The 22,227-nt window shown below is 42.2% G+C and carries 23 protein-coding genes; 18 read left to right on the forward strand and 5 right to left on the reverse strand.

Going from position 1 to position 22,227, the window contains the following annotated elements:
* Window positions 1-18 precede the first annotated feature (18 nt).
* Together L2717_RS14830 and L2717_RS14835 are read left to right on the forward strand one after the other, a co-directional pair.
* On the forward strand, window positions 19-669 hold the full coding sequence (locus L2717_RS14830) for a glutathione S-transferase family protein (protein ID WP_220774965.1): 651 nt from the start codon (window positions 19-21) through the stop codon (window positions 667-669).
* Window positions 666-1,661 (forward strand): NADP-dependent oxidoreductase, encoded by a 996-nt coding sequence (locus L2717_RS14835; protein WP_220774964.1) that lies wholly within the window; start codon window positions 666-668, stop codon window positions 1,659-1,661. The genes L2717_RS14830 and L2717_RS14835 overlap by 4 nt, the downstream gene beginning before the upstream one ends.
* A gap of 24 nt (window positions 1,662-1,685) precedes the next feature.
* On the opposite strand, the gene L2717_RS14840 is transcribed toward L2717_RS14835, so the two are convergent.
* Together L2717_RS14840 and L2717_RS14845 are read right to left on the reverse strand one after the other, a co-directional pair.
* On the reverse strand, window positions 1,686-2,576 hold the full coding sequence (locus L2717_RS14840) for a hypothetical protein (RefSeq protein ID WP_248938082.1): 891 nt from the start codon (window positions 2,574-2,576) through the stop codon (window positions 1,686-1,688).
* Window positions 2,577-3,126: 550 nt separating this feature from the next.
* Complete coding sequence (locus L2717_RS14845) at window positions 3,127-3,984, reverse strand: cupin domain-containing protein (RefSeq protein ID WP_220775051.1); 858 nt, start codon at window positions 3,982-3,984, stop codon at window positions 3,127-3,129.
* Window positions 3,985-4,329: 345 nt separating this feature from the next.
* Here L2717_RS14845 and L2717_RS14850 point away from each other — a divergent pair, with 345 nt between their 5' ends.
* Window positions 4,330-5,022 (forward strand): hypothetical protein, encoded by a 693-nt coding sequence (locus L2717_RS14850; RefSeq protein ID WP_248938083.1) that lies wholly within the window; start codon window positions 4,330-4,332, stop codon window positions 5,020-5,022.
* 115 nt (window positions 5,023-5,137) lie between these two features.
* Here the strand turns inward: L2717_RS14850 and L2717_RS14855 are convergent, their stop codons facing one another.
* The 3 genes from L2717_RS14855 to L2717_RS14865 are packed head-to-tail and all read right to left on the reverse strand — an operon-like array spanning window position 5,138 to window position 7,700.
* Window positions 5,138-6,079, reverse strand: coding sequence for a polysaccharide deacetylase family protein (locus tag L2717_RS14855; RefSeq protein WP_246611819.1), 942 nt, complete (start codon window positions 6,077-6,079; stop codon window positions 5,138-5,140).
* A complete protein-coding gene (locus tag L2717_RS14860) occupies window positions 6,076-7,020 on the reverse strand; it encodes a polysaccharide deacetylase family protein (protein ID WP_220775097.1) in 945 nt (314 codons plus the stop codon). Before L2717_RS14860 ends, L2717_RS14855 begins: the two co-directional genes overlap by 4 nt.
* 14 nt (window positions 7,021-7,034) lie before the next feature.
* On the reverse strand, window positions 7,035-7,700 hold the full coding sequence (locus L2717_RS14865) for an isochorismatase family protein (protein WP_220775099.1): 666 nt from the start codon (window positions 7,698-7,700) through the stop codon (window positions 7,035-7,037).
* A gap of 371 nt (window positions 7,701-8,071) precedes the next feature.
* Between L2717_RS14865 and L2717_RS14870 the strand changes: the two genes are divergently transcribed.
* From L2717_RS14870 to L2717_RS14940, 15 genes are all read left to right on the forward strand, one after another.
* On the forward strand, window positions 8,072-8,845 hold the full coding sequence (locus L2717_RS14870) for an enoyl-CoA hydratase/isomerase family protein (RefSeq protein ID WP_220775184.1): 774 nt from the start codon (window positions 8,072-8,074) through the stop codon (window positions 8,843-8,845).
* The gene (locus L2717_RS14875; RefSeq protein ID WP_248938084.1) at window positions 8,845-9,258 is read left to right on the forward strand and encodes a PaaI family thioesterase; all 414 of its coding nucleotides are present in this window, start codon (window positions 8,845-8,847) and stop codon (window positions 9,256-9,258) included. The genes L2717_RS14870 and L2717_RS14875 overlap by 1 nt, the downstream gene beginning before the upstream one ends.
* A 120-nt stretch (window positions 9,259-9,378) precedes the next feature.
* On the forward strand, window positions 9,379-10,314 hold the full coding sequence (locus L2717_RS14880) for a DUF1838 family protein (RefSeq protein ID WP_246611771.1): 936 nt from the start codon (window positions 9,379-9,381) through the stop codon (window positions 10,312-10,314).
* Between the two features lie 185 nt (window positions 10,315-10,499).
* The gene (locus L2717_RS14885; RefSeq protein ID WP_220773961.1) at window positions 10,500-11,231 is read left to right on the forward strand and encodes a hypothetical protein; all 732 of its coding nucleotides are present in this window, start codon (window positions 10,500-10,502) and stop codon (window positions 11,229-11,231) included.
* Entirely contained in the window at window positions 11,228-12,430 is a 1,203-nt protein-coding gene (locus tag L2717_RS14890; RefSeq protein WP_220773962.1) for a class I SAM-dependent methyltransferase, read from the forward strand. The genes L2717_RS14885 and L2717_RS14890 overlap by 4 nt, the downstream gene beginning before the upstream one ends.
* 18 nt (window positions 12,431-12,448) lie before the next feature.
* Window positions 12,449-12,841, forward strand: coding sequence for a hypothetical protein (locus tag L2717_RS14895; RefSeq protein WP_220773963.1), 393 nt, complete (start codon window positions 12,449-12,451; stop codon window positions 12,839-12,841).
* A gap of 6 nt (window positions 12,842-12,847) precedes the next feature.
* The gene (locus tag L2717_RS14900; RefSeq protein ID WP_220773964.1) at window positions 12,848-14,278 is read left to right on the forward strand and encodes an MmgE/PrpD family protein; all 1,431 of its coding nucleotides are present in this window, start codon (window positions 12,848-12,850) and stop codon (window positions 14,276-14,278) included.
* A gap of 13 nt (window positions 14,279-14,291) precedes the next feature.
* Window positions 14,292-15,668 (forward strand): MmgE/PrpD family protein, encoded by a 1,377-nt coding sequence (locus L2717_RS14905; protein WP_220773965.1) that lies wholly within the window; start codon window positions 14,292-14,294, stop codon window positions 15,666-15,668.
* A complete protein-coding gene (locus L2717_RS14910) occupies window positions 15,665-17,065 on the forward strand; it encodes a phenylacetate--CoA ligase family protein (RefSeq protein WP_246611772.1) in 1,401 nt (466 codons plus the stop codon). Before L2717_RS14905 ends, L2717_RS14910 begins: the two co-directional genes overlap by 4 nt.
* 27 nt (window positions 17,066-17,092) lie before the next feature.
* Window positions 17,093-18,469 carry an amidase gene (locus L2717_RS14915; protein ID WP_246611773.1) on the forward strand — a complete coding sequence of 459 codons (1,377 nt, stop codon included), beginning with the start codon at window positions 17,093-17,095 and terminating at the stop codon, window positions 18,467-18,469.
* 248 nt (window positions 18,470-18,717) lie between these two features.
* A complete protein-coding gene (locus L2717_RS14920; protein ID WP_220773966.1) occupies window positions 18,718-19,026 on the forward strand; it encodes a RedY/HapK family protein in 309 nt (102 codons plus the stop codon).
* 9 nt (window positions 19,027-19,035) lie between these two features.
* Window positions 19,036-19,878, forward strand: a complete 843-nt coding sequence (locus L2717_RS14925; protein ID WP_220773967.1) for an SDR family NAD(P)-dependent oxidoreductase — start codon at window positions 19,036-19,038, stop codon at window positions 19,876-19,878.
* A gap of 27 nt (window positions 19,879-19,905) precedes the next feature.
* On the forward strand, window positions 19,906-20,787 hold the full coding sequence (locus tag L2717_RS14930; RefSeq protein WP_220773968.1) for a polysaccharide deacetylase family protein: 882 nt from the start codon (window positions 19,906-19,908) through the stop codon (window positions 20,785-20,787).
* A 23-nt stretch (window positions 20,788-20,810) separates the two neighbouring features.
* Entirely contained in the window at window positions 20,811-21,626 is an 816-nt protein-coding gene (locus L2717_RS14935) for an HpcH/HpaI aldolase/citrate lyase family protein (RefSeq protein ID WP_220773969.1), read from the forward strand.
* Window positions 21,627-21,705: 79 nt separating this feature from the next.
* Complete coding sequence (locus L2717_RS14940) at window positions 21,706-22,224, forward strand: MaoC family dehydratase (protein ID WP_220773970.1); 519 nt, start codon at window positions 21,706-21,708, stop codon at window positions 22,222-22,224.
* Window positions 22,225-22,227: the final 3 nt, after the last annotated feature.

The following is a 22,227-nucleotide window of genomic DNA, read 5'->3' on the forward strand; positions in this document are numbered from 1 at the left end:
GATTATAAGGAAAACATTATGCGCTTTATCAACTTAGACCATTCAGCTTTCGCTGCAAGGGTTAGAATACAAATTCTGCATAAAAAATTACCGATAGAAATAATCGCGCCTTCACATGCCTTGCGCACGCCCGAATTTTTAACCGCTTTTCCATTAGGTAAAATCCCTTTATTGGAGCTAGATAATGGTGATTTTTTACCTGAGTCCACTGCCATTATGGAGTACCTTGAAGATATATATCCACAAACAGCGTGTAGGCCTAAGGATCCGATGGATAAAGCAAAAATGCATGTCGCTATGGCCTACGCTGATACGCATCTTTGGCCAACATTAATGCCTTATTTTAAATCATTGTTAATGCCAGAGTTTGAATTTGATAAAAAAGTACAATTTGAATTACTGAGCCAAACGCTTGGTAAGTTTGAGCGCTGGCTTACTATAAATAGCAGTAATGATAGCGGCTTTCATAAAACCAATATCGACTTAGGCGATATAGCGCTTTTTCCTATCATATGGTACACAAAAACCATTATTCCCATGTTTCATACGCAAAATATATTTGCGGATGTGCCCGTTATAAAGCAATGGCAGGTATGGATGGATGAGAACGCTGCCGTGCTAAGCGTTACACAATCAATGGACACAGCGTTTCGTGCGTTCTTAAAATGATAAAAAATACCCAAGTCATACTTAAATCTACCCCTGAAGGCGAACCAAATGTCAGCAACTTTGCCTTTACGGAGTCAGACATTCCCACATTAAACGACAAACAAGTATTATGTAAAACGCTTTATTTATCACTTGATCCTTACATGCGCAGTCAAATTGCAGGGCGTCATATATCGGGCTCCATAAAGCCAGGTGATGTACTTCATGGAGAAACCGTAAGTGAGGTTATTGAATCACTTGATGAGCACTATAAAGTAGGCGACAAAGTAAGGTGTATGGGAGGATGGCAAAAATATTCGCTGCACAGCGCAAAAGATCTTAACAAGATCAGTGAGCATATTAATCCATCGTCATACGCACTATCTGTGCTAGGCATGCCAGGGCTTACTGCTTACGCTGGTCTTGTTTGGCAAGCTAAACCCAAAGTGGGTGATGTTGTGGTGATCTCCGCAGCCACCGGCGCGGTAGGTTCAACCGCTGGGCAATTAGCAAAAAATTATGGCTGCAAAGTGATTGGCATTGCTGGCAGTGACGAAAAATGTGCCTATGCAAAAGAGCAGCTTGGCTATGATGAATGTATTAATCGGCGCACCGAAGATTTAGCGAGCCGCTTAGATGAGTTATGCCCTAAAGGTGTCGATATTTATTTTGATTTGGTTGGTGGTGAAATACTAAACACGGTATCAGCAAGGCTTGCCATAGGTGCACGCATAATACTGTGTGGCCTAATGGCTGAATATAATCAAAAAGAAAGAATAGGCGGGCCGCCACCGGGTTTTTGGATCCGCTCGCGTGCCAAGATTTACGGCTTAGTGGTATACGATTTTGAGCATCGCAGACAAGAGTTTATTGACGTTTGCTTACCCTTAATCAATAACGGTAGCTTAAAAACGCGTGAAGATATTGCACAAGGCATAGCGGCAGCACCCGAAGCATTCTGCCGCTTAATGAAGGGCGCTAATATAGGGAAAGCGCTTGTTAAAGTGAGTTAGTTTAAACTAAAAAAAGGCGTTAATTTAAGCGCCTACTAGTTCGATTAGCTCGCCTGCTGCACCTCTTAATATAATGATTTTACTGCCTGGATAATAAGCATTATCGGTTTGGGTAATTGTTACCTTAAAGTGTGCTGCGATCTCGTCTATATTTTTAACAATACAGGTCACCATCGCAATTCCCGAGGGTAACGATCCTTCATTATTAATAATAGGTTGCGCCTGCGGCACTTGATCAATTTCAAATAAACACTTGCCATCTAACTGCAACGTAGCCACTTGGTATTGATGCTCAATGTCTTTGTTCCACGCGCTGTTTAAAATGGTAATTTTTGTATCAAACTTCAAACCTGCCGGAGCCTTGTTGATAGACTGATAAAAAGCCAAGCTATCGTCTCGGCTAGGCGTACACAAAACAGGAATAAACAACCCCGAGGTTCTAGCGTTTGTCATAGGTAATTCAAACGGAGGCACCGGACGTTCAATATGCGTTAAATAAGTCACTTCATTGGCGGGGCCTACCACTTGCATTGCTTTAATCGCGTCGCTTACTTGCAGATAAGCCGGTTCGCCAATAATGGTAAATGCGTTTGTATCAATCTCATTTCGTATTACATCTACATCGGCAACGTTGGTCTCAAGTGACATCCAACCGTGTGTTTTAAGGGGTAAATGAGTGTGGCTGTGTATGTCTTCAACCAGTCTTAGCCAAGCTTGACCATCGGATGATGCCAAAATGTGCGTTTTGTTCTGGCGAAGTTTAGGCGTATTCCAACATTGTATTTGCGCCTCATCTAACACGCCTTCGCTTACCAAAGAGTAACCAAGACCGTTTTGATATGCCTCACTTACTTTGTCTATGTTTTGGCATAATAATGTTGCCCCGACAACGGGTCCTAATTGTCTTTGTGTCATATCTATTCTCATTGAAGTGCTGCGCGAGTACTAAACCACAATTTAACCCGCCACTAGTTAGGTGATACATTTCTTATATTACCTATTCATTACTTTATAAGTGCATGATAAATGTCAACCATAGGCCTCACCGATGAAGAAACTAATGCTTATTTAGGATTAAATAGACCAAGAAATACAGTGCACTGCGCCGACATGTTGGATATAAAATTAAACTGTGAGTGTTCATCATTAAATATACGAGTAAAAAAGCATTTAGATTTTTCGCGGACATAAAAATTTATAACGTTATTGACAGAGGCAAAACGCTTATAAAAAACTAACCTATGGGTGTAAACGAGGTAGCAAAAATCAGCTCAGTTATTGTATGCAAATATGATTAAACTAAGCGGCACTCGACGACGGGTAATTTAAAATAGCGGGAGTCATTGTGCAGTGTGCTTAAGTTAATTTGAGATTGTAAAGTGTTAACCTTATTCAGTACGTGTCTGTATGCAATAAAAAACGAGCTATTAACGCTCGATTTTTTATACCTGACAGTCTGGTTTGTTTAATATTCTGCAGGTGGAACCCAAGGCTTATTTTTATACTCATGTAAATAGTCCGGTAGGATAGGCTGGTATGGCGTGTCGTATGAGAAAGGCGCTTCCTCTTTAGTCCATATATTGACATGCTTACCGCCAACAAATCGCATCAGCGATACTCCACCCCAGCGTGAGCCAAACGGTCCATGCGCTATTTGTGGCGGGCGCCAAAAATAGGCACCAGGATACATAGTGCCATGGGGACCCGTTAACGATCCTGAAATTACGTAAGCCTCTTCTACCACTGGATGTTTCTCTTGTGGACCTTTGTTATTGGTGGGCGTTGCCTGAGGGAAAATTAGCGATAAAAAGGTACGTTCTCCGGTATCGGGATCGGTGCGTAGATTTTTGCGTGAAATACCTAAATGTTTAAGATTAGGATCGTTGAGTGATAAGTCCCACGGCATGGCCGCAACATCTAAATGTTGAATTGCTCTATGAGATAATTCGGCAGTACCTTCGCCGTCAGCATCTATCAGATTAGGTTCGCGGTTATAAAATGCGAGTATTACGCAGCCATTTTTTGAGCTCATTTTATGCCGTGTCCAGCCTGCGGGTAGAAAAGCGTAGCAGTCTTCATAGTAAACATGGTCATCCATTTCAATAGAACCGTGCAGTACGTAAAACTCTTCATCAGCAGTAATGTGCTCAGTGCCGCTACGCGACCAACCAGCGGGATATCGCATTAAAATAGAGCATGCACCGTTAGTAGGATCTCGGCTTAGCATTTTGTAATCTACATTAGGACGCGCTAAACCGCCGCCAATAACATGCCATGGCAACTGTTGTGATTGAATAAATTCGATATGGCCGCGTGACAACATAAAGCCCTCTGTTCCAGTTCTAATAAATTAAATATCCAGTTTATATAAGAGTAATAATTGGTCATTGACGATAGTCAATAACATCCGGATACAAAATATTTAGATAAAGGCATTATCTCCAACTAAACGTAGATGTATTACTTAATAGTATGGATTAGTGATAAGTGGTTTCATTATTAAATGTTAATTTTCTATCTAATTATTAATCAATGAACTGATTAATTGATTTTTATCAATGAGCCTAGCTTCTGCCGTTTCTCTAAAGCCACCTTTGACTTCTGTCAATGATGAATCAAGATACCCTGCCTTATTCTGTTAATTAAATAAACCAAATAAGGTCTAATTATGGATTTTCTTGTAATGTATGAATTACCAATATTACGTTGGCTACACATAGTAGCTATGGTGTACTGGCTAGGTGGTGAGTGGGGAGTATTCCAAACATCATATAATGTAATTAACCGTAAGTTGACGATGAGCGAACGTAAGCGGCATATGGAAACCGCATATCGAATCGATATTTTGGCCCGCACAGGTATTTTAATGCTTTTCCCATTAGGGTTCCACATGGGGAACTTGTGGGGTGTGCAGCCTTTTGGTGGCATATGGTTAACTGGGATGTGGATATTCTTCTTTCTATGGATAGCGCTTTGTTGGTCAGCGTTTTTCTATCGCGAGTCAGATACAGGTTTGAGACTAACTAAAGCGGATGAGTCTATTCGTTACTTTGTTATACCGGCTTTAGCTATTGCGGCTATTGCTTCATTAATAGGCGAAGGACCGTTTAATGCTGCAGATGGTCAAAAGTGGTTTTCGATTAAAATACTATTATTTTCTGTTGCTCTTGTTATTGGCTTGTTGTTGCGCTTTATCATGCGTGAGTGGACTGAACTCTTCCGCAAATTAGCACAAGAGGGTGAAAGCCAAGAAGTGGAAGATAAATTAGAACGCAGTATCCATTTTGGTCGCCGTTTAGCGTATTTATATTGGGTGATTATTTTAACTGTTGGTTTCTTTGGTGCGGTTAAACCACTATAATTTTGCTATATAACTGATTCATGAAAGATGAAAAAGCCCCAACTTGAGTTGAGGCTTTTTTGCTTATGAAATTCTTTATAATCTGAAAATTAAGCCGGTACAAAAATAGCTACCACTAAGCCGTGACGGTAGCTTGCTGAACGGCAAAAGCTTGCAAGATATCGCTAGCCGAAGCACTCCAAATGGGTTGCTGGCTTAAACGCGATAATATTTGTTCAAAGTACTGAATACGATGAGGTTGACCGAGCAACCAAGGGTGAATATTTAAGGTTAGTATCCGGCCACCTTGTGCTGCGGCTTCTTGCAGTAAAAAGTCGCAAGCATCATTTATTTGCTCAACGTAAGACGCTTCACTGTGTAGGTTATTACCCAGTATATAAAAGTCTTCTAGCTCAGTAGAAAGTGGCATGGCCCATAAGCCATCTTGCTTAAAACGATAGGGCATATCGTCATTTACCCAGTCGGCACAGTAATGAATGCCATTTTCAGCCAGTAAGACTAGGGTGTTTTGGCTTTGGTTTCGAGCAGGGCTTAACCAACCCGTTATCGCTTGGTCGGTTAAGTCTCTTAATTGATTAACCGAACGCGAAATAAGTTCAGACTCGTCAGCTCGGTCCATCTTGCCGTGATGAAGGCTATCCATATTCCAACCATGACATAACACTTCGTTACCACGGGACTTTAGTAGCTGCACTAAATACGGCGTTCTAAGGGCAAGTTCAGTATTCACAGCAAAAGTTGGCGTAATATCAAACTTATCTAGAGCTTTTAATATTCTAAATAAGCCAACCCGATTACCATAATCACGCAGACTATAATGGCGTAAATCAGGGTAGGGCATAGTCATACCACCAGGGACTTTAAATGGCACACCTTTTTGATTTAGCGGGAAAAACTCTAAATTAATATTTACCCAAACCGCTAAGGGTTTATTGTTAGGCCATTGCACTTTTGCTCTGTTACTTAGCATTGACCAGTTGTATAAATCGTGGTCCATACCATACTGGCGCAAGGGATAGTGTAAGGGGCTATTGGGGTCCATCACTTTATCTGTCATTTATTGGCTCCTAACTTAGCGCTGATATCGGCTAAGGCAGCATCGTAATAATGTTCACGATAATAGTCGGCAATCTCACGTCCTGTTGTCACCCAGACATCAGGATGACTGGTGATATAATCCAACGCTTCTTCAAATGCTTTCATTCTGTGCGGGCAGGCAACTTGGTAATTATGGGTAGGAATACACATAATGGTGCCGGATTCTTCACCCTCTTGGTATAAACGATCAAAATTGTCTTTTAACATTTGACCGTAGCGGCGCGGCTCTACTTTGTTCACCACATAAGCGATGGTGTCGTTCATTTCTAGTGAGTAAGGTATAGACACAAAACGCTTATCACTGCGCAGCTTAATAGGAGTAGGTTGGTCATCATGAAATAAATCGCAAGTATAAAATCCCGCATTATTACCAAACATTTCTGTGCCTACTTCGGCAAATAAATCTAAGGTTAATTCAGAATGTGACAGCGCTGGCGCTAAATAACCGGCGCAATGCTGATTAGTATGACGATAAATGGTTTCCATTGAATCGCGGATCATATCGCGCTCTTGTTGCTCAGATAAACCATAGGTGTAACGGGTATTATAAATACCATGACTGAAAAACTCCCAGTCTCGCTCTTTACACATTTGGATAATTTCTGGATGGTGTTCACATAACGCCGTAGATAAACTAATAGAACCACGCACACCATATTTATCTAAAAGGTCCATTTGGCGTTGATGGCCGACACGGTTGCCATAATCGCGAATACCATAACCTTGTATCGCAGGATAAGGTTGAGGCCAAGCTTTTCTATGCGGGTTTTCTGGCGGGTTTAGCTCGTAGAATTCTATATTAGGGGCAACCCAAAAAGCCAGTTTTTTGCCATCGGGCCAACGTATTTTTGGCCTATCTTGATAGGGCCAGTAATCATAAAAGCCTGGATCTGCTTTCATTGTATTCTCCTGCCTTATTTTTGTTGCTTAAGCCAATCTAGTACTTCAGATACGTCTAATACGTCAGCGTATTTTAATGACATATCTGTAAGGTTGGCGTAATGGTAGCTTTCATGTTTATCAGCCACACATTCCTCTGGCACTATGGTGCGATAACCACGAGATAATGAGTCGACAGCGGTAGCTCGAATACAACCAGACGTAGAGCCCCCGGTAATAATAACGGTATCGGCTTGATGCCAAATTAGTAATGACTGTAATTGAGTTTCAAAAAATGCAGAGGGCATTTTTTTGCAGTAAATAACATCTCGTTCTTTATCGATTTGTACTCGGTCATCAAACTCTGAACGTTCTGAATTAAATTTAATATTTTGTAATGAGTCAGGTGTATCAGTACGCGTGCCCCATATGCCCGCATCTTCGCCTGATTCCATGTAAGCAACGTAAGTCCAAACAACCGGCCAACCTAAACGGCGACATTCAGTCGCTAATTGGTTCATATAATCAATTTGATTAGGATCGGTTTCATAAGCTGTAGCGAACTTATCAACTTCGGTATAGGCTTTTTGTGGATCTACATTGACCAATACGGCTTTTTTACCAAAACCAAAACGTTTTCTGGCAGGATTATTTTTTACTTCTAAATAAATTTCTTTAGCGGTTTTATTTGAGGTTTGCATTTTAGACCTGTTGTAGCAGACATAGGTGCGAAAATACTACGACAATGTTGGTACGGACCAATTGACAAATATCAGCCTCAGCAAAAATCACCTCTATTGAGTGCACGTCAGATAATAAAACTAAATTTTTAAAACCATTTTGCTTTGCTGGCAAGATAAAAGAATGAGTGTTTACTTTTCAACGTTACGGTTAATGGCTATTCCTTTATTTATTTGTTGGTGCTTTTGCTTTCTGGCAAATCAAGCAACATTGAAACGTTGTCAGCAAGGTTTGTGACGTGGTATCACAATAAAAGAATCGATAGTGCTATGGCATCGGCAAAGCACTGAATTGGAATACAAACAAATTTTAACTATGAGAATTTTAATACATGTCAACAATATCGCTGAATGTCACCGGAAAAATTGCCAAAATTACCATTAATAGAGCCGATAAGCGCAATGCGCTAAATAAAGCCATGTGGCAGCAATTAGCCGACTTTTGTGACCAATTAGCCAATGATATTAAGCCACGTGTTGTCGTTTTCCAAGCCCAGGGCGACAAAGCTTTTAGTGCTGGGGCTGATATTGCCGAGCTAACCGAAATGCTAGCGTCGCCTGAGTTATTGCAGCAAAACAACGATATTGTGCAGCAGGCACAATTAAAGCTGCAACGATTACCTTGCGTGACGATAGCAGCTATAAATGGTGCCTGTTTTGGTGGCGGCCTAGGTATAGCCCTGTGTTGTGATTTTAGAATTGCTGCCGCACATGCCACTTTTGCCATCACACCAGCCAAACTAGGCCTACTGTACAGCATCGAAGATACACAGCGCTTAGTACAAACCGTTGGTTTACCCACAGCTAAAGCCATGTTGTATTTAGGTAAAGCACAAACGGCGGAGCAAGCCTTAAAAAATAATCTTATTCATCAAATGGTTGAGTCAAGCGAGTTAGATTCGGCAGTACAAAGTATTATTAATGACATTGTTGCTGCAAGTAGTAGTGCTATACAAGGAATGAAGCAAACCTTAGCTTATTTAATGGAGGATCCAACGTTACCACAAGCAGAAATACGCCTGTTATCTAAGCACGCATTTGACTCGAAAGATTTTAAAAAAGCATCGCAGGCTTTTATTACGAAAACCAGAGTGGAGTTTGATTAATGAGCAAGTTAACAAGCCTAGGTTATATGCAGTGTGAAGACATGCAAGGCTTTAGCGCTATAGCGGGGCCGTATTACGAAAAACTGGAGCTGGGGGTTATAACGCGGGCGCTAGAAATTACCGAACAGCATTTAAATCCACAAGGTGTGGTGCACGGCGGTGTATCGTTAGCGATGATGGATTTTGTGATTTATCGCGCGATAGGCGATGAACTCTCGCATGATAAACAATTTGCTACTATTCAATTAAATACGAACTTTTTAGCTGCTATAAAACTTGGCGATATTGTTTATGGCCGCGGCAGTATTCAGCGCAGCACTCGGTCGGTCATTTTTGCAGAGGGGGAGTTATACACTGCAGATCGTTCCACAATGAAGGGGAGTGGTATATGGAAAGTATTAGGTGGCAAATAAAATTGATGAATAATTGTTTTATTTCATGCGGTTAGTCGTTAACGTTGTAGTTTGACTTTTATCAAGGCTTGTTGCTTCTATTTCAATCTACTCTGATTGTTCTATTAAGGGAGTAAAAACATGCAGAACAGCAAGCATACAAAAGTACGACCGTTACGCACACTGTCATTAGCGGTTGGCTTAACATCACTAATGATTTTTCAGCTCAATGCAGCACCTATTGATTTAAATTCGCCAGATGGTGCAACCATCGCCTCACGAAAAATTCAGTGTTCAACCGTAGATGATAAACCGGTGTTTTACAGCTGGGTAGGTAAGTTGTTTTCTCGACGTATGGGTGAGCCGGATCAACATCTGTTTGATGTTGAAGGTTATAGTGTGCGTGCTTGTAAAACCGTTGATGGTGGCAAGCAAGGCAAAAGCTTTAAGCTAGTCACTCGGGAAATTTTACTTTATAAAGATAAAAAAACCGGCGAGCCCCTTAAAACTTGGCTTAACCCTTGGACTAATGAAGAAGTAAACGTATTCCAAGTATTAAACGATCCAGTTAATCAACCGGTTAGATTTAATCGTGATGAAAACGGTAAGGTTTTACCTTATGCTGCTAAATTTATGGCTAACCAACAAGATGACCGCTGGTGGCTAACTTTACCAGTACCTTTGTTCTATCATAACCCGCTGGCTGGTGACTACCAGAAGCAAGTTGGTGGCATATACCATGCTACAGAGCTATTTAATTTCTTTGGCGATAAAAATAGTTTAGTCGATGAAAAAACCGATACGGCTGATGTACAAGTTGGTTGGGTTAGAATTTCAGATTGGCTGCCGTTTATGATGATGAGTGGTCGCGAAGGCGGTATTTATATTCATGCAGCGGGTCGTAAAATTGACAAGTTTGTTGACGTAAGCGATACCATGAAAGCCTTTATTGCTGCAGAAGCACCAAAGTATAGTGAGCCACCGCCAACGAATGATACAAGACCAAATGATACTAGCTGGACTACCTATAAAAAGGATGTACCAGGCGCACCATTTGTATCATCAAAAAGTCATTAAAAGCTAAAGTCTCCCCTCTGTTAAAAATCAATTATGTTCATAGTGTAATATGTAAGCCCGCGTAATAACGCGGGTTTTTTTATTACTATCTGTCAATTTGTAGTTATTGATAAAGATCAACGCATATTGGCCATCCTCACTCCACTATTAAGTTTATAAGCTATTAGCGGATGATGGAGTATCGAATGAAACACAGAACTATCCAAGGCACCATACTTTATACCAGTAAAAAACCTGAACGTATGGATCAAGAACGTGGCCGAGAGTTCTTTAGTATTACTGCCCAGTCTGATGACGTAAAAGTATTACATGCACACTGTGAGATCGATGACGCCCCTAATGTGGTACGTGACGTTATTTTAGCCATGAACCCAGATGCCAGTCCAATCGATTGCAGTGTGCGTATTAGCGTTGGCGATAAATATGAAGGCTCTGGCTGGATGCGTTTTACCCCACATTATGTTGAATGTGAAACCCATAATCAGCGCGATGGTCGTATTACGCAAAAAGTAGATATTTCTACGCCAGTAAAATGGTTACAAGCACATCCTATCGTGGGTGATGCGTTATTAATGCGTATGTACGATTTAAGCCAAGGCCCGGGTAAAACCTTCTTTCCCGATCTGTTTTTAACCTCTCCCGATCACCGTGGTGCAACTGGCCCATTATTGTTTAAAACCGGTTTTGGTATTCGTTATATTGGTGAAGAAACCGTTACGGTAAAAGCGGGCACTTTTAACGCTCGTCATTTTCAAGTGGTGGATACCGCTGGTAATTTACCTGAAGAGCACCCTCCCTATAATCTGTGGTGTACCGCGGATGATGATTACCTGTTTTTAAAAGCCGGCGTTGAGGGTTATATGCAAACTTTTTATGAGCTAGTTGATTATAAAATTACCGAGAGAGGTCTGTCATGAGTAATGTAAAAACACTGCCGTCATGGCGGGCACTTACCCAGCATGGCGTTATGGCGCAAGCGAATCATGACGAAGTAGCGCGTCTAAATGTATTAACCCATTTAAATCTGCATTTAAGTAGCCGAGTGATACCGGGTTTACGCCAAGTATATGAAAAACATGTTCATCCTGCTTTTGTTAAAGATCACGGGCGTGAACCAGAAACACGACATGAAGTACGCAAAGTGATGATGGAAGATGGCTATTGTCAATTGTGGAGTGCACTTAGACGTAACACCATGGAAATGCGTCATCAGACCGGTAGAGCAATGGTATTACGCCAAGCAGGTGTCTTATCTAACAAAGTAGAACAGTTAAATAAAGGCTGCGATACCTTACAACTTGACCCAAAAATTGAAGTACCCGCCAATATTAATCAAGTTGATATTCACTGCCAACCTGGTTGTTATTACCAAGAGTATTTTGACCAAGATGTCACAGTAGCTGCTAGCTATGACGTCGGTTTATTTGTGACAACAGCTGGTTTATTAGGTGCATTAAGTGACGGTGGTGGTCAAGCCATCGCTAATTGGCTTAAAACTGAACACCCTAATTTTAAACCTAAACGCATCTTAGATTTGGGCTGTACGGTTGGTCACAATGCGGTGCCGCTTGCTCAAGCATTTCCTGATGCTGAGGTGATTGCTATTGACGTTGCTACCCCTTGTTTACGTTATGCCCATGCCCGCGCTAAATCACTGGGTGTTGATAACATTCGTTTTGTGCAAGCTAATGCAGAGTCTTTACCGCAGTATGCAGATGAAAGTTTTGATCTTATTACGTCAGCGATGTTTTGGCATGAAGCCTCACATCAAATGCTGCCTAAAGCGTTAAAGACAGTACAACGCTTACTTAAACCTGAAGGCTTAACCATCCATTTAGAGCAACCGCAATATCACGGTAAAAGTGTTTTTGAACAGTTTATGCGTGATTGGGATACTTATTACAACAACGAACCTTATTGGGGGCCTATGCATGATCTGGATCTTGCCGAACAACTCGACAAGGCCGGTTTTGATGGTTCAGCCATGTTTGAAATTGGTGTGGTCGCTAAAGTTGACGAGAAAATTTTTGGTAAATCTGCAGCAGGCGATTCAGGCGAAGATTATGGTCGCGCTCCAGTCTGGAATGCTTTTGGTATCTGGAAAAATAAGCAGTAAGCGTAGAGGAACAGAATAATGACAAGTACGAATACAAGTACCCACAAGACTAGCGCAGATATAGATATTTTAGATTTAGCTGGCACTAAGGCAAAAGGTCAACGTCCTTATTTTTTAGCCGATAAGCAGGTTGAGCAAGTGCTGTCTATTGCTATGGCTGTAGCAACAGAGTTGGCGGTTACGCGTGAGCGCTTAGCCAGTTTAGAAGCGGTATTAACCGAAAAAGGCATTATAAGTGCAGATGCTATTGAGCAATTTGCTCCTAGCGCTAAGCATACCGCCGCAAGAAGTCTTGATACTCAAGAATACCTTGCCCGCATTTTACGTATAGTGCAGCAAGATAAAGAAGAGATAAGTCAGGATGATAAGTCAATGGAACAGTTACAACGTGAACTGACCCAGACTGATTAATCGCAGATGACAAATTTAAACTCAGAACCTACAACAGGAACCTTAACTGAGCAGTTAGTAGCTAAGCTGCTACATAAGCCTATAACCGCCGCCGATCGTCAGCGCAGTGCTTTGCATGTCATAGACTGGCTAGCCTGTGTTGCCGGTGGTTCAACGGCAGAAGTGGCTAAAGTATTTGCCAGCCAGCTTACTGCTGTTAACAACAGCGCGGCCACCGCCAGCTTACAAGCAACTGCGTTATGGCAAGGTAAAACGGATTGGCAATCAGCGCTGCAATATAATGCGGCGCTGGGTAACGTGCTAGAAATGGATGACGTTCATAGAAGCTCAATATTACATGCCGGTCCTGTCGTTATTCCAGCAGCATTAGCCATGGCAGAGCATTGCCAGGCTAATCTAGCCCAGTTTTTAGATGCGGTTATTTTAGGGTATGAAGTCACTATTCGCGTTGGTCAAGCTATAGGCCGTAGTCATTATCGTTATTACCACAATACGTCTAGCTGTGCCGCTTTTGGCGCCGCCATGGCCGCTGGTTTTTTACTAAAACTAACTGCACAACAGCAAGTGTGGGCTTTGGGTAATACCGGAAGCCGTACCGGTGGTTTATGGCAAATGCGCCATGAAGACGTGATGACTAAACAGTTCCACAATGCAGAAGCTAGCAAAAGTGGTGTTCAAGCTGCGTTACTGGCAAAAGCAGGATTAACCGGACCTGCGGCTATCTTGGAAGGTCCGCAAGGATTATTCGCTGCTACGTCAAATGATGCTGTACCTGAAAGAGTACTGGCTTCGAGCGCTCATTGGTTAATGCATGATTGTACGTTTAAACCCTGGCCTGCATGTCGGCATGCCCATCCAGCAATGGATGTGGTGATGCAAGTATTTGCTAGGAATACTGATTTAGATTTAACTAAAAGCCCAAATAATCAAGAGTTAAGCGCGACTATTCAGTACATTAAAATCGGTTGCTACCAAGATGCTTTAACCTTTTGTGACCGGCCCAACCCGCAAACCGAGTTACAAGCTAAGTTTAGTATTCAGCATGCCGTAGCCTGTTTATTGGTTTTTGGCGAGCCTAAGCTTTGGCATTATCAGGCAGAAGCTAGAGCTGATGAAAGAGTGGTAGCTATGCGGCGCAAGATAACATTATTTTTAGATACTGATATCGAAGCTAATTATCCGAGGCATTATGGTGCGAGTGTTTGTATGCAGCTAACGGCTGAACCGCTTGCTTTTAACCATCAACATCAAGATACCTTAGGCGATCCAGAGCGACCGCTTAGCCAGCAGCAAATAATGGATAAAGCTGACTATTTATTTAAACAAAACAACTTAAGCCAAACCCATCGCCAGCAACTACTCAATTTTGACTGGCATAGGCAAGCTGACTTCTCGGCTTTTACAGACTTATTGCTGCCTATTACTAATACGGCTTGACAGCGAGGGGCACATGACAGCGATTAAAGCATTATTACGCCACATTGAAACAATACGTTATGCCGACTTACCACCACAGACTATAGCGGCAGCAAAAACCTTTATTTTTGATTCTATCGCGGTAGGTATTAGTGGTAGCCGAGTGCCAACGGTTAGCCAAGTTAAGCGAGCAGCGAGTAGCTGGGGCGATGCAAAACAAGCTCAGGTTTGGGCAACCGGAGAGTGGTTACCCGCCGGTAATGCTGCCTTAGTTAATGGTTTTCAAATACATAACCAAGAGTGGGATGCGGTGCATGAAAAAGCCGTGGTTCACCCCATGGCTACTATATTGTCGGCGTTAACCAGTTACGCGCAGCAGCATCATTTAAGTGGTGAGCAATTAATTTTAGGCGTAGTGGTCGCGGTAGATGTTGCTACTTGTATAGGCAGTGCTGTGACCTCGGGGCTGAAGTTTTTTCGCCCCTCTATGTGTGGCGCTTTAGGCGTTACTGCGGGTATCTGCGCGATGCAGCAAATTAAAGGTGAGGTGTTAGCTAATGCTATGGGCATTAGCTATAGCCAGCTTAGTGGCACTATGCAAGCGCATGTTGAGGGCTCCGGCATGTTGGCTATGCAAATAGGCATAAATGCACGCTCGGCTATGCATGCGGTAGATTTAGCACTGGCCGGATTTTCTGGTCCTAAAGATATTTTAGAAGGGCCTTTTGGTTACTTTACATTATTTGAAGAAAGCTATGATATCGACTTATTCTATCAGCGCTTAGGTAAACAGTTTCAAATTGAATGTGTTAGCCATAAACCATTTCCTACCGGTCGTGCCGGTCATGGCTGTATCGATGGTTTGTTAACGTTGCAACAGCAGCATGGTTTTAGTATTGAACAAATTCAACATATTAATGTACTAGCGCCGCCACTCATTATGCGTTTAGTCGGTCGGCCGCTAAAAACGGATATGGACAGCAGTTACGCTAAGTTATGCCAAGGCTATATAGCCGCTATCGCCTTACAAAACGGTAATGTCGGTGTGGAAGACTTTTCAGCACAGTCCTTATCTAATCCGGACACCTTAGCCTTAGCCGCTAAAGTGAGTATGCAGTTAAACGATTGCCAAGATCCTAATGCACTGGCGCCAGTTGGGGTTGAAGTGACCTTGACCGATGGCCGTTTTCTGCACATAGATTTACCGGCGGTATTAGGCCATCCAGATCGACCTTTAAGTAAAGAGCAGCAAGTAAAGAAATTTTGGGCTGCTTGTCGTAGTGCTATTTATCCTTTTTCTGATGATGCTATTAGCAAATTGATAAATGCCATAGACGGATTAGAACAAATCTCAAATATTAATAATCTAGTCCAATTAATGATTTATACCAAAAATAGAGGCATTTTATGAGTTACCCAAATTATTTCCAATCTTTTGACATCAATAAGATGCTTGAGGACTATCCGTTAGGTGATGAATTACTGCAACGTTTTGAAGGCATGTCTAAAGCTGAGCTAAAAAAATTACAAAATGAACGCTTCTTAGACGTTATGGAGAAAGCCTGGACTATCCCATTTTATCAGCGTATTTGGGGGGATGCTGGTGTTAAGCCGCAAGATATTAAGTCATTAGATGACATTACTAAATTACCGTTAATTTCTAAAAGTGACATTATGGAGAGTGTTGAACGCTTTCCACCTTTTGGCGACTTTCATGGTTTAGATAATATCGCACCTGAAAACCGGCCGCCTATTGTATTTCACACCACTAGCGGTACCACAGGCACACCGCAGCCATTATTATTTGGCCCCAAAAGCCGTGAAATTCAATCATTATTAGTCGGTCGTAGCTATCGTTTTATGGGGCTTAAGCCTGCGTCGACAATTCAGTCTTGTTATGGTCACGGTATGATTAATGGTGGCCACTATATTCGTGAAGCGGTCACCCATTATACCAACTCCATTTTCTTATCTGCCGGCACCGGTGTTGAAACGCGTTCAGTGCAACAAGTTAACTTGATGAAAACCTTTGGCGTTAACGTGTTAGTTGGCTTTGTCGATTACATAAAACGTTTATCCGATGTCGCCAAAGAAGAAGGCATAGTACCAGGTAAAGATATCAAAATTGATATGATTATTGGTCACTTAGGTATGGAAGGCCGAGATGCTATTGCACAAGCTTGGGGTGGTGCAGAGCTGTTTGATTGGTATGGCGTAGGTGATACCGGCACTATTGCGGCTGAAGGCCCAGATCACGACGGTATGCATGTTTGGGAAGATGCTCACTATTTAGAAATTCTAGATACCGAAACGAATGAAGTCGTTGCTCCAGGTACGGTAGGTAATATGGTGGTTACCTGTTTATATAAAGACGATGTTTATCCTATTATTCGTTTTAATACCCATGATATTACTGAAGAATTATTAACTGAAAATAAAATTGGCTTCCCGTTCAAACGTATTCGCGGCTTTATGGGACGTTCTGACAACATGGTTAAATTGCGGGGTATCAATATTTATCCACAAGGCGTTGGCCCTATGCTGGAAGAACGCAAAGAGTTTTTAGGTGAGTTTATCTGTAAAGCCATACGTGATGAAAATGGTCGTGATGAGTTTATTGTTTATGTTGAAGTTGACGTAAAGCCTGAAGACCGAGCCAGTTTATTGCCAGAATATAAAACCTTGCTAAAACAAAAAATTGGTATTGAGGTTGGCATTGAACTAGTTGGTGAAGGTGAGTTGACGGCATTAACCCAAGTTGATGTGCGGCAAAAACCGATACGCTTACTCGACGAGCGTGTAATGTGATTTTGGCTATCAAGTGGATCTTTATGTATGTCGGTAAATGATATGAAGAACATTGACTTAAGTTTACTTAGCCTTGATTTTACCGCCTTAAGTCAGCTAATCAGCCAGAGGCAGATTTCTGCCACTGAGCTGTTGACGCAGCATCAACGCGCAGCAGCTAAGCTAAATCCTGCTTTAAATGCGTTTATCACTATTAATACATCTGAAAATAGCGAAGGCACCAACCAAGCTGGTGCTTTGCATGGCTTAGCGCTGGGTGTTAAAGATAATATTGATGTTTGTCACCTGCCAACAACAGCAGGACTGGAAATTCGTCGTCATTTTTTGCCTGATAACGATGCTTTTGTTATTAGGCAATTAAAGCAAGCGGGTAGTGCAGTTGTGGGCAAACTGAATATGCATGAAGGTGCCTTAGGTGCCAGTAATCATAATGCCCATTTTGGCCATTGTTATAATCCGCATAAACAGGGCTATACGCCGGGTGGATCTTCAGGTGGTTCGGGCGCCGCTGTAGCAGCATGCATTGTGCCAATTGCGCTGGGTACAGACACTATGGGGTCTGTACGAATACCAGCATCTTACTGTGGCGTCTTTGGTTTAAAGCCCAGTCGTGGTGCCGTCAGCAATAGAGGCAGTGTACCTTGCGGTAAAGTATTAGACTCAATAGGGCCTCTGGCCCGTTCGGTGCGAGATTTACAACTTATTTATCCCTATATGGTAGCGTATGACGCTGCCAGTATTAGTTCAGAGCGGCTTTTTTTTACACCTAATGCCCCTAAAAAACCGGTGTTGTTGGTGCCCAATGATTTGCAGGCATTTAATGTTGACGCTTCTATTATGAGTGACTTCAACGCTAATTTAGTTGCTTGGCAAGATCTTGGCTGTGAAATTCGTTATTTTCAGTTAGCCGATTTTGACCCCACTAAAGCACGTCGTGCGGGCTTATTACTCTGTGAAGCAGATATGCGTATTGAGTACGCAACTGAGTGGCAAAATAAACGTGAGTTGTTTTCTGATTACCTTTCAGCATTGCTCAGCTTTATTGATACAAAGTCTGCATTAGATTTAACTAAAGCACATGATGTTGTCACATTAGCTAAATTACAAGCGCGTAGCTGGTTAGAACAAGGTGACTATTTATTATTACCGACTACCTTACAGCGGGCATTTAGTATGCAAGAGGCTATTCCCGCTAATCAGGCTGACTTTACCAGTATTGCCAACTTTGCAGGTTTACCTGCGTTATCAATACCCATGCTTTCTTCTGCTAAGTTGCCAGCAGGTATGCAGTTAGTGGGTAAAATAGGCAGTGATTTTGAATTGCTAGATTTAGCCGCTAAGTGGCAACAATTAACGGCTTATAACTACACCGTTAGTCGTGCGATTAGCTTTTTATATAAATAGGAGTCGCCATACTGAGCAGGCGCTGACCAGCATCGCAGGTACCACAGATTAAACTGCACTAAGTAAAATACGCTCATACGCGCTCAGAAAATATCCGTTAAAGCACAGTAATCACTGTGCTTTTTTGTTTGTCACTTCCTCTCTAATTGCCAAATGTCAAACCTAGTCTTATTAGGCCGTGATTTGATAGACAAACAACCACAAGTTGATTAAATTTGTACGGACAAATAATTTTAACGGAGCTGAAGATGACGACCCTTGTTGTGTTATTCAATTTGAAATCAGACACCGACCACGCCGCTTATGAGCAATGGGCTAAAACCACCGATATTCCCACCGCTGGTGGATTAGCGTCTGTAGATAGATTTGAGGTGCTAAAAGCACAAGGTCTATTAATGAGTGATTCTCCCAGCCCGTATCAATACGTTGAACTCATTGAAGTCAATGATATGCAGCAGTTTGGCCAGGATGTAGAAAGCGATGTTATGCAAAAAGTGGCAGCGCAGTTCCAACGCTTTGCTGATAATCCACTTTTTATTCTTACTCAAGCGCTGTAGGGAGTCGACATGGCATTGTATCCAGACTTAGCTGGGAAAGTCGCTGTTATCACTGGCGCAGGTCGGTTGCTTGGGCTTGGTGAAGCAATGGCAAAACGCTTAGCCGCTGAGGGCTGTAAAGTGGTGATCACTGATGTTGGTCAATCAGAAGATAAACACTTACCTACATCTGAGATTGGTTCCAGCGCTGAAATGCAGCAAATTGTTAATGACATCAAGCAACAAGGCGGTGAAGCCAGTGCCTTTGCTTGTAACGTGCTAAAACCGGCAGATGTTGAAGCCGCGGTTGAGTTCGCTGTTAGCCAATATGGCAAAGTTGATATTTGGATTAATAACGCCGGTATTGGTTATTTAATGAAGCCTATTTTAGATATGGATATCGACGAGTGGGATGCGGTGTTAAACGTTAATCTTCGTGGCAGCTTTTTAGGTATTAAATATGCCGCTAAGCAAATGGTTAAGCAAGGCCATGGCGGAAAAATCATCAATATTGGCTCGCAAGCATCAAAATCGGCTTTTCCAGAAGCGTCTGCCTATACCACTTCTAAACATGGCATGACGGGATTAACCCGAGTCGCCTCATTAGAACTGGGTAAATACGCTATTAACGTTAATCAAATCTGCCCTAATCATATCACCACAGGTTTAGGGGCTTGGCAAAATGCACACTTTTCTGAAGTGACAGGCAAAGGCCATGACAAATATATGCAAGACATGAAAGATCGTATTCCGTTAGGCCGTCCAGGTTTGCAAGACGATATTGCCAAAGCTTGTGCGTTTTTATGCTCTGAGCAATCTATATATATCACCGGCGAAGCGATGAACGTGTCTGGTGGTGAAGAGTACCACTAGGTAATGATTAAATAATTTGGAACCGTTATGAGTCAACAATATGCATGGCCAAAACAAGCAAAATTAGCACTTTCTATCGTTGTTAATGTGGAAGAGGGCTCTGAGTACAGCGTAAAAGATGGTGATCTAGGAATGGAGCCTGTCGACGAGTTACAGGTGCATTTAAGAAAGCCAATCCGTAACTATGGTAACGAATCTAACTATCAGTACGGTATTAAAGAAGGTGGCCCGCGAATTATCAGTTTACTCGATAAATATAATATTCCAGTTACTTGGACGGCTGCTGCAGTTTGCCTTGAACGTGCTCCGTATTTAGCCGAAGCCATTAAAAGACGCGGTGATGAAACCTGCTCGCACGGTTATCGCTGGATCCACCAATTTAGAATGAATGAAACAGAAGAGCGTGAATTTATTCAAAAAGCCGTAACCAGTATTGAAAGCACGACCGGTAAAAGACCGTTAGGGTGGTTATCGCGTTATTTATTAACACCGAATACTCGCCGGTTATTACAAGAAGAAGGCTTTCTGTATCACATGGATGACTATAGTGCCGACGAACCCTTTTGGGATGATGTAGAAGGCAGTGATAAGCAAATGATTATTGTGCCTTATGCGCTTGATTCTAATGATATGAAAATGTGGGTAGCGCCATCTTATACGCCAGAAGCTTGGCTTAAGTACGCCAAAGATACCTTTGATACCTTATATGCCGAAGGGGCTGAGCAAACTCGCATGATGAGTTTAGGTTTGCACTTACGCATTATCGGTCGACCCGGTCGCATTTGGGCTTTAGAAGAGTTTTTACGCTATGTCAGCCGTAAAACGGATGTTTGGTTTGCCACTCGACAGCAAATTGCTGAGTACTTTTATAACCAAACAGCTAAGTCCGAGGCAGCAACCAAAGCATAGTCATTATTAGAAGGATGTGAGTAATGAGCGTAATTCGTTCTTTATTGTTTGTACCCGGCTCACGTAGCGATAGGTTTGATAAAGCCTTAGCCGCGGGTGCAGATTTAATCTGTATTGATTTAGAAGATGCCGTATTACCCGAGCAAAAAGACAGCGCTCGGGCGGCAGTTGTCGATTATATCGCTAAAGGCAACAACCAAATTTGTGTGCGAATTAACCCGGTAAATACCGACGTAGGTCAGCAAGATTTAGCGGCTTTAAGTCAAAGTGATGTGGCGTATGTGATGTTAGCAAAATGCAGCTCAGCGGCAGAGGTTAAAGCTGCAGAAACAGCCTTTGCTACCAATAATATCCAGCTTATCGCCTTAATCGAAAGCCTAGACGGTTTAACTAATGCTGTAGAGATAGCCAAATCTTCAACAAGACTGTCAGCCTTGATGTTTGGTGGTGCAGACATGTCAGCCGAGTTGCGTTGTAACTTTAGTTACGAGCCATTGCTTTTCGCCCGCAGCCAATTAGTTTTTGCCGCAGCGCAAGCTAACTTGCAGCTGATTGATGTGCCTTATATCGATATAAAAGATGAGGCCGGTTTAGTGGATGAGACTCAACGCGTTAAAGCCTTAGGTTACACGGCAAAAGCGGCTATTCATCCAATACAAATTGCCTCGATTCATCAAGTGCTAACACCAACCGTCGAGCAAGTGATTTATGCCCAAAAAGTGATTGATGCCTCAAAGGCTGCCGGTGGTGGTGTACTGGTCGTCGATGGCCGCATGATTGACCGGCCAATCGTTTTAGCATCGCAACGCATATTACACGTTGCAGCTTTGGCACATTAAATACCTATTACCAAAACGCTAATACCCTAATTGATGAATCTATTAATACAGTCATCACTTCAAAAGAGAGAATAGAACCATGGTCCAGAACGTAAAAAAAATCAGTGAAAATCGTTATCGTGAAACCTTTGGTCGTTATTACGAAGACTTCGTCGTTGGTGATATTTATGAGCACCGTCCAGGTCGTACTATCACTAAAACCGATAATACCTGGTTTACCTTATTAACCATGAACACCCACCCAATGCATTTTGATGATGAATATGCAAAAGGCAGTGAGTTTGGTAAATGTATCGTGTGTTCGCCGTTAACGGTTGCCTTAATGGTGGGTATGAGTGTGACGGATGTGAGTCAAAAAGCCATTGCTAACCTTGGTTGGGATGAGATCAAAATGACTTATCCATTATTTGAAGACGATACGTTAACGGCGGAATCTGAAATATTAGAAAAACGCGAGTCTAAGTCACGTCCAGGTGCTGGCATCGTGGTGACCAGAAGTACCGGCTATAACCAAGATGGCAAAGTAGTCTGTACTTTTAAGCGCACCATACTCATTGCTAAGCGTGGTCATTCAGTTGAAGACAAAGTTAATTACTAATAA

The sequence above is a fragment of the Shewanella glacialipiscicola genome, assembly GCF_023283485.1.
Classification (GTDB): domain Bacteria; phylum Pseudomonadota; class Gammaproteobacteria; order Enterobacterales; family Shewanellaceae; genus Shewanella; species Shewanella glacialipiscicola.

Coding starts and splice junctions, on each gene's coding strand:
- L2717_RS14835 (WP_220774964.1), top strand. CDS start 666: ATGATAAAAAATACCCAAGTCATACTTAAATCTACCCCTGAAGGCGAA.
- L2717_RS14830 (WP_220774965.1), top strand. CDS start 19: ATGCGCTTTATCAACTTAGACCATTCAGCTTTCGCTGCAAGGGTTAGA.
- L2717_RS14855 (WP_246611819.1), bottom strand. CDS start 6,079: ATGACAGATAAAGTGATGGACCCCAATAGCCCCTTACACTATCCCTTG.
- L2717_RS14860 (WP_220775097.1), bottom strand. CDS start 7,020: ATGAAAGCAGATCCAGGCTTTTATGATTACTGGCCCTATCAAGATAGG.
- L2717_RS14885 (WP_220773961.1), top strand. CDS start 10,500: ATGAAACACAGAACTATCCAAGGCACCATACTTTATACCAGTAAAAAA.
- L2717_RS14845 (WP_220775051.1), bottom strand. CDS start 3,984: ATGTTGTCACGCGGCCATATCGAATTTATTCAATCACAACAGTTGCCA.
- L2717_RS14930 (WP_220773968.1), top strand. CDS start 19,906: ATGAGTCAACAATATGCATGGCCAAAACAAGCAAAATTAGCACTTTCT.
- L2717_RS14940 (WP_220773970.1), top strand. CDS start 21,706: ATGGTCCAGAACGTAAAAAAAATCAGTGAAAATCGTTATCGTGAAACC.
- L2717_RS14905 (WP_220773965.1), top strand. CDS start 14,292: ATGACAGCGATTAAAGCATTATTACGCCACATTGAAACAATACGTTAT.
- L2717_RS14895 (WP_220773963.1), top strand. CDS start 12,449: ATGACAAGTACGAATACAAGTACCCACAAGACTAGCGCAGATATAGAT.
- L2717_RS14900 (WP_220773964.1), top strand. CDS start 12,848: ATGACAAATTTAAACTCAGAACCTACAACAGGAACCTTAACTGAGCAG.
- L2717_RS14880 (WP_246611771.1), top strand. CDS start 9,379: ATGCAGAACAGCAAGCATACAAAAGTACGACCGTTACGCACACTGTCA.
- L2717_RS14865 (WP_220775099.1), bottom strand. CDS start 7,700: ATGCAAACCTCAAATAAAACCGCTAAAGAAATTTATTTAGAAGTAAAA.
- L2717_RS14920 (WP_220773966.1), top strand. CDS start 18,718: ATGACGACCCTTGTTGTGTTATTCAATTTGAAATCAGACACCGACCAC.
- L2717_RS14875 (WP_248938084.1), top strand. CDS start 8,845: ATGAGCAAGTTAACAAGCCTAGGTTATATGCAGTGTGAAGACATGCAA.
- L2717_RS14925 (WP_220773967.1), top strand. CDS start 19,036: ATGGCATTGTATCCAGACTTAGCTGGGAAAGTCGCTGTTATCACTGGC.
- L2717_RS14890 (WP_220773962.1), top strand. CDS start 11,228: ATGAGTAATGTAAAAACACTGCCGTCATGGCGGGCACTTACCCAGCAT.
- L2717_RS14870 (WP_220775184.1), top strand. CDS start 8,072: ATGTCAACAATATCGCTGAATGTCACCGGAAAAATTGCCAAAATTACC.
- L2717_RS14850 (WP_248938083.1), top strand. CDS start 4,330: ATGGATTTTCTTGTAATGTATGAATTACCAATATTACGTTGGCTACAC.
- L2717_RS14935 (WP_220773969.1), top strand. CDS start 20,811: ATGAGCGTAATTCGTTCTTTATTGTTTGTACCCGGCTCACGTAGCGAT.
- L2717_RS14910 (WP_246611772.1), top strand. CDS start 15,665: ATGAGTTACCCAAATTATTTCCAATCTTTTGACATCAATAAGATGCTT.
- L2717_RS14840 (WP_248938082.1), bottom strand. CDS start 2,576: ATGACACAAAGACAATTAGGACCCGTTGTCGGGGCAACATTATTATGC.
- L2717_RS14915 (WP_246611773.1), top strand. CDS start 17,093: ATGTCGGTAAATGATATGAAGAACATTGACTTAAGTTTACTTAGCCTT.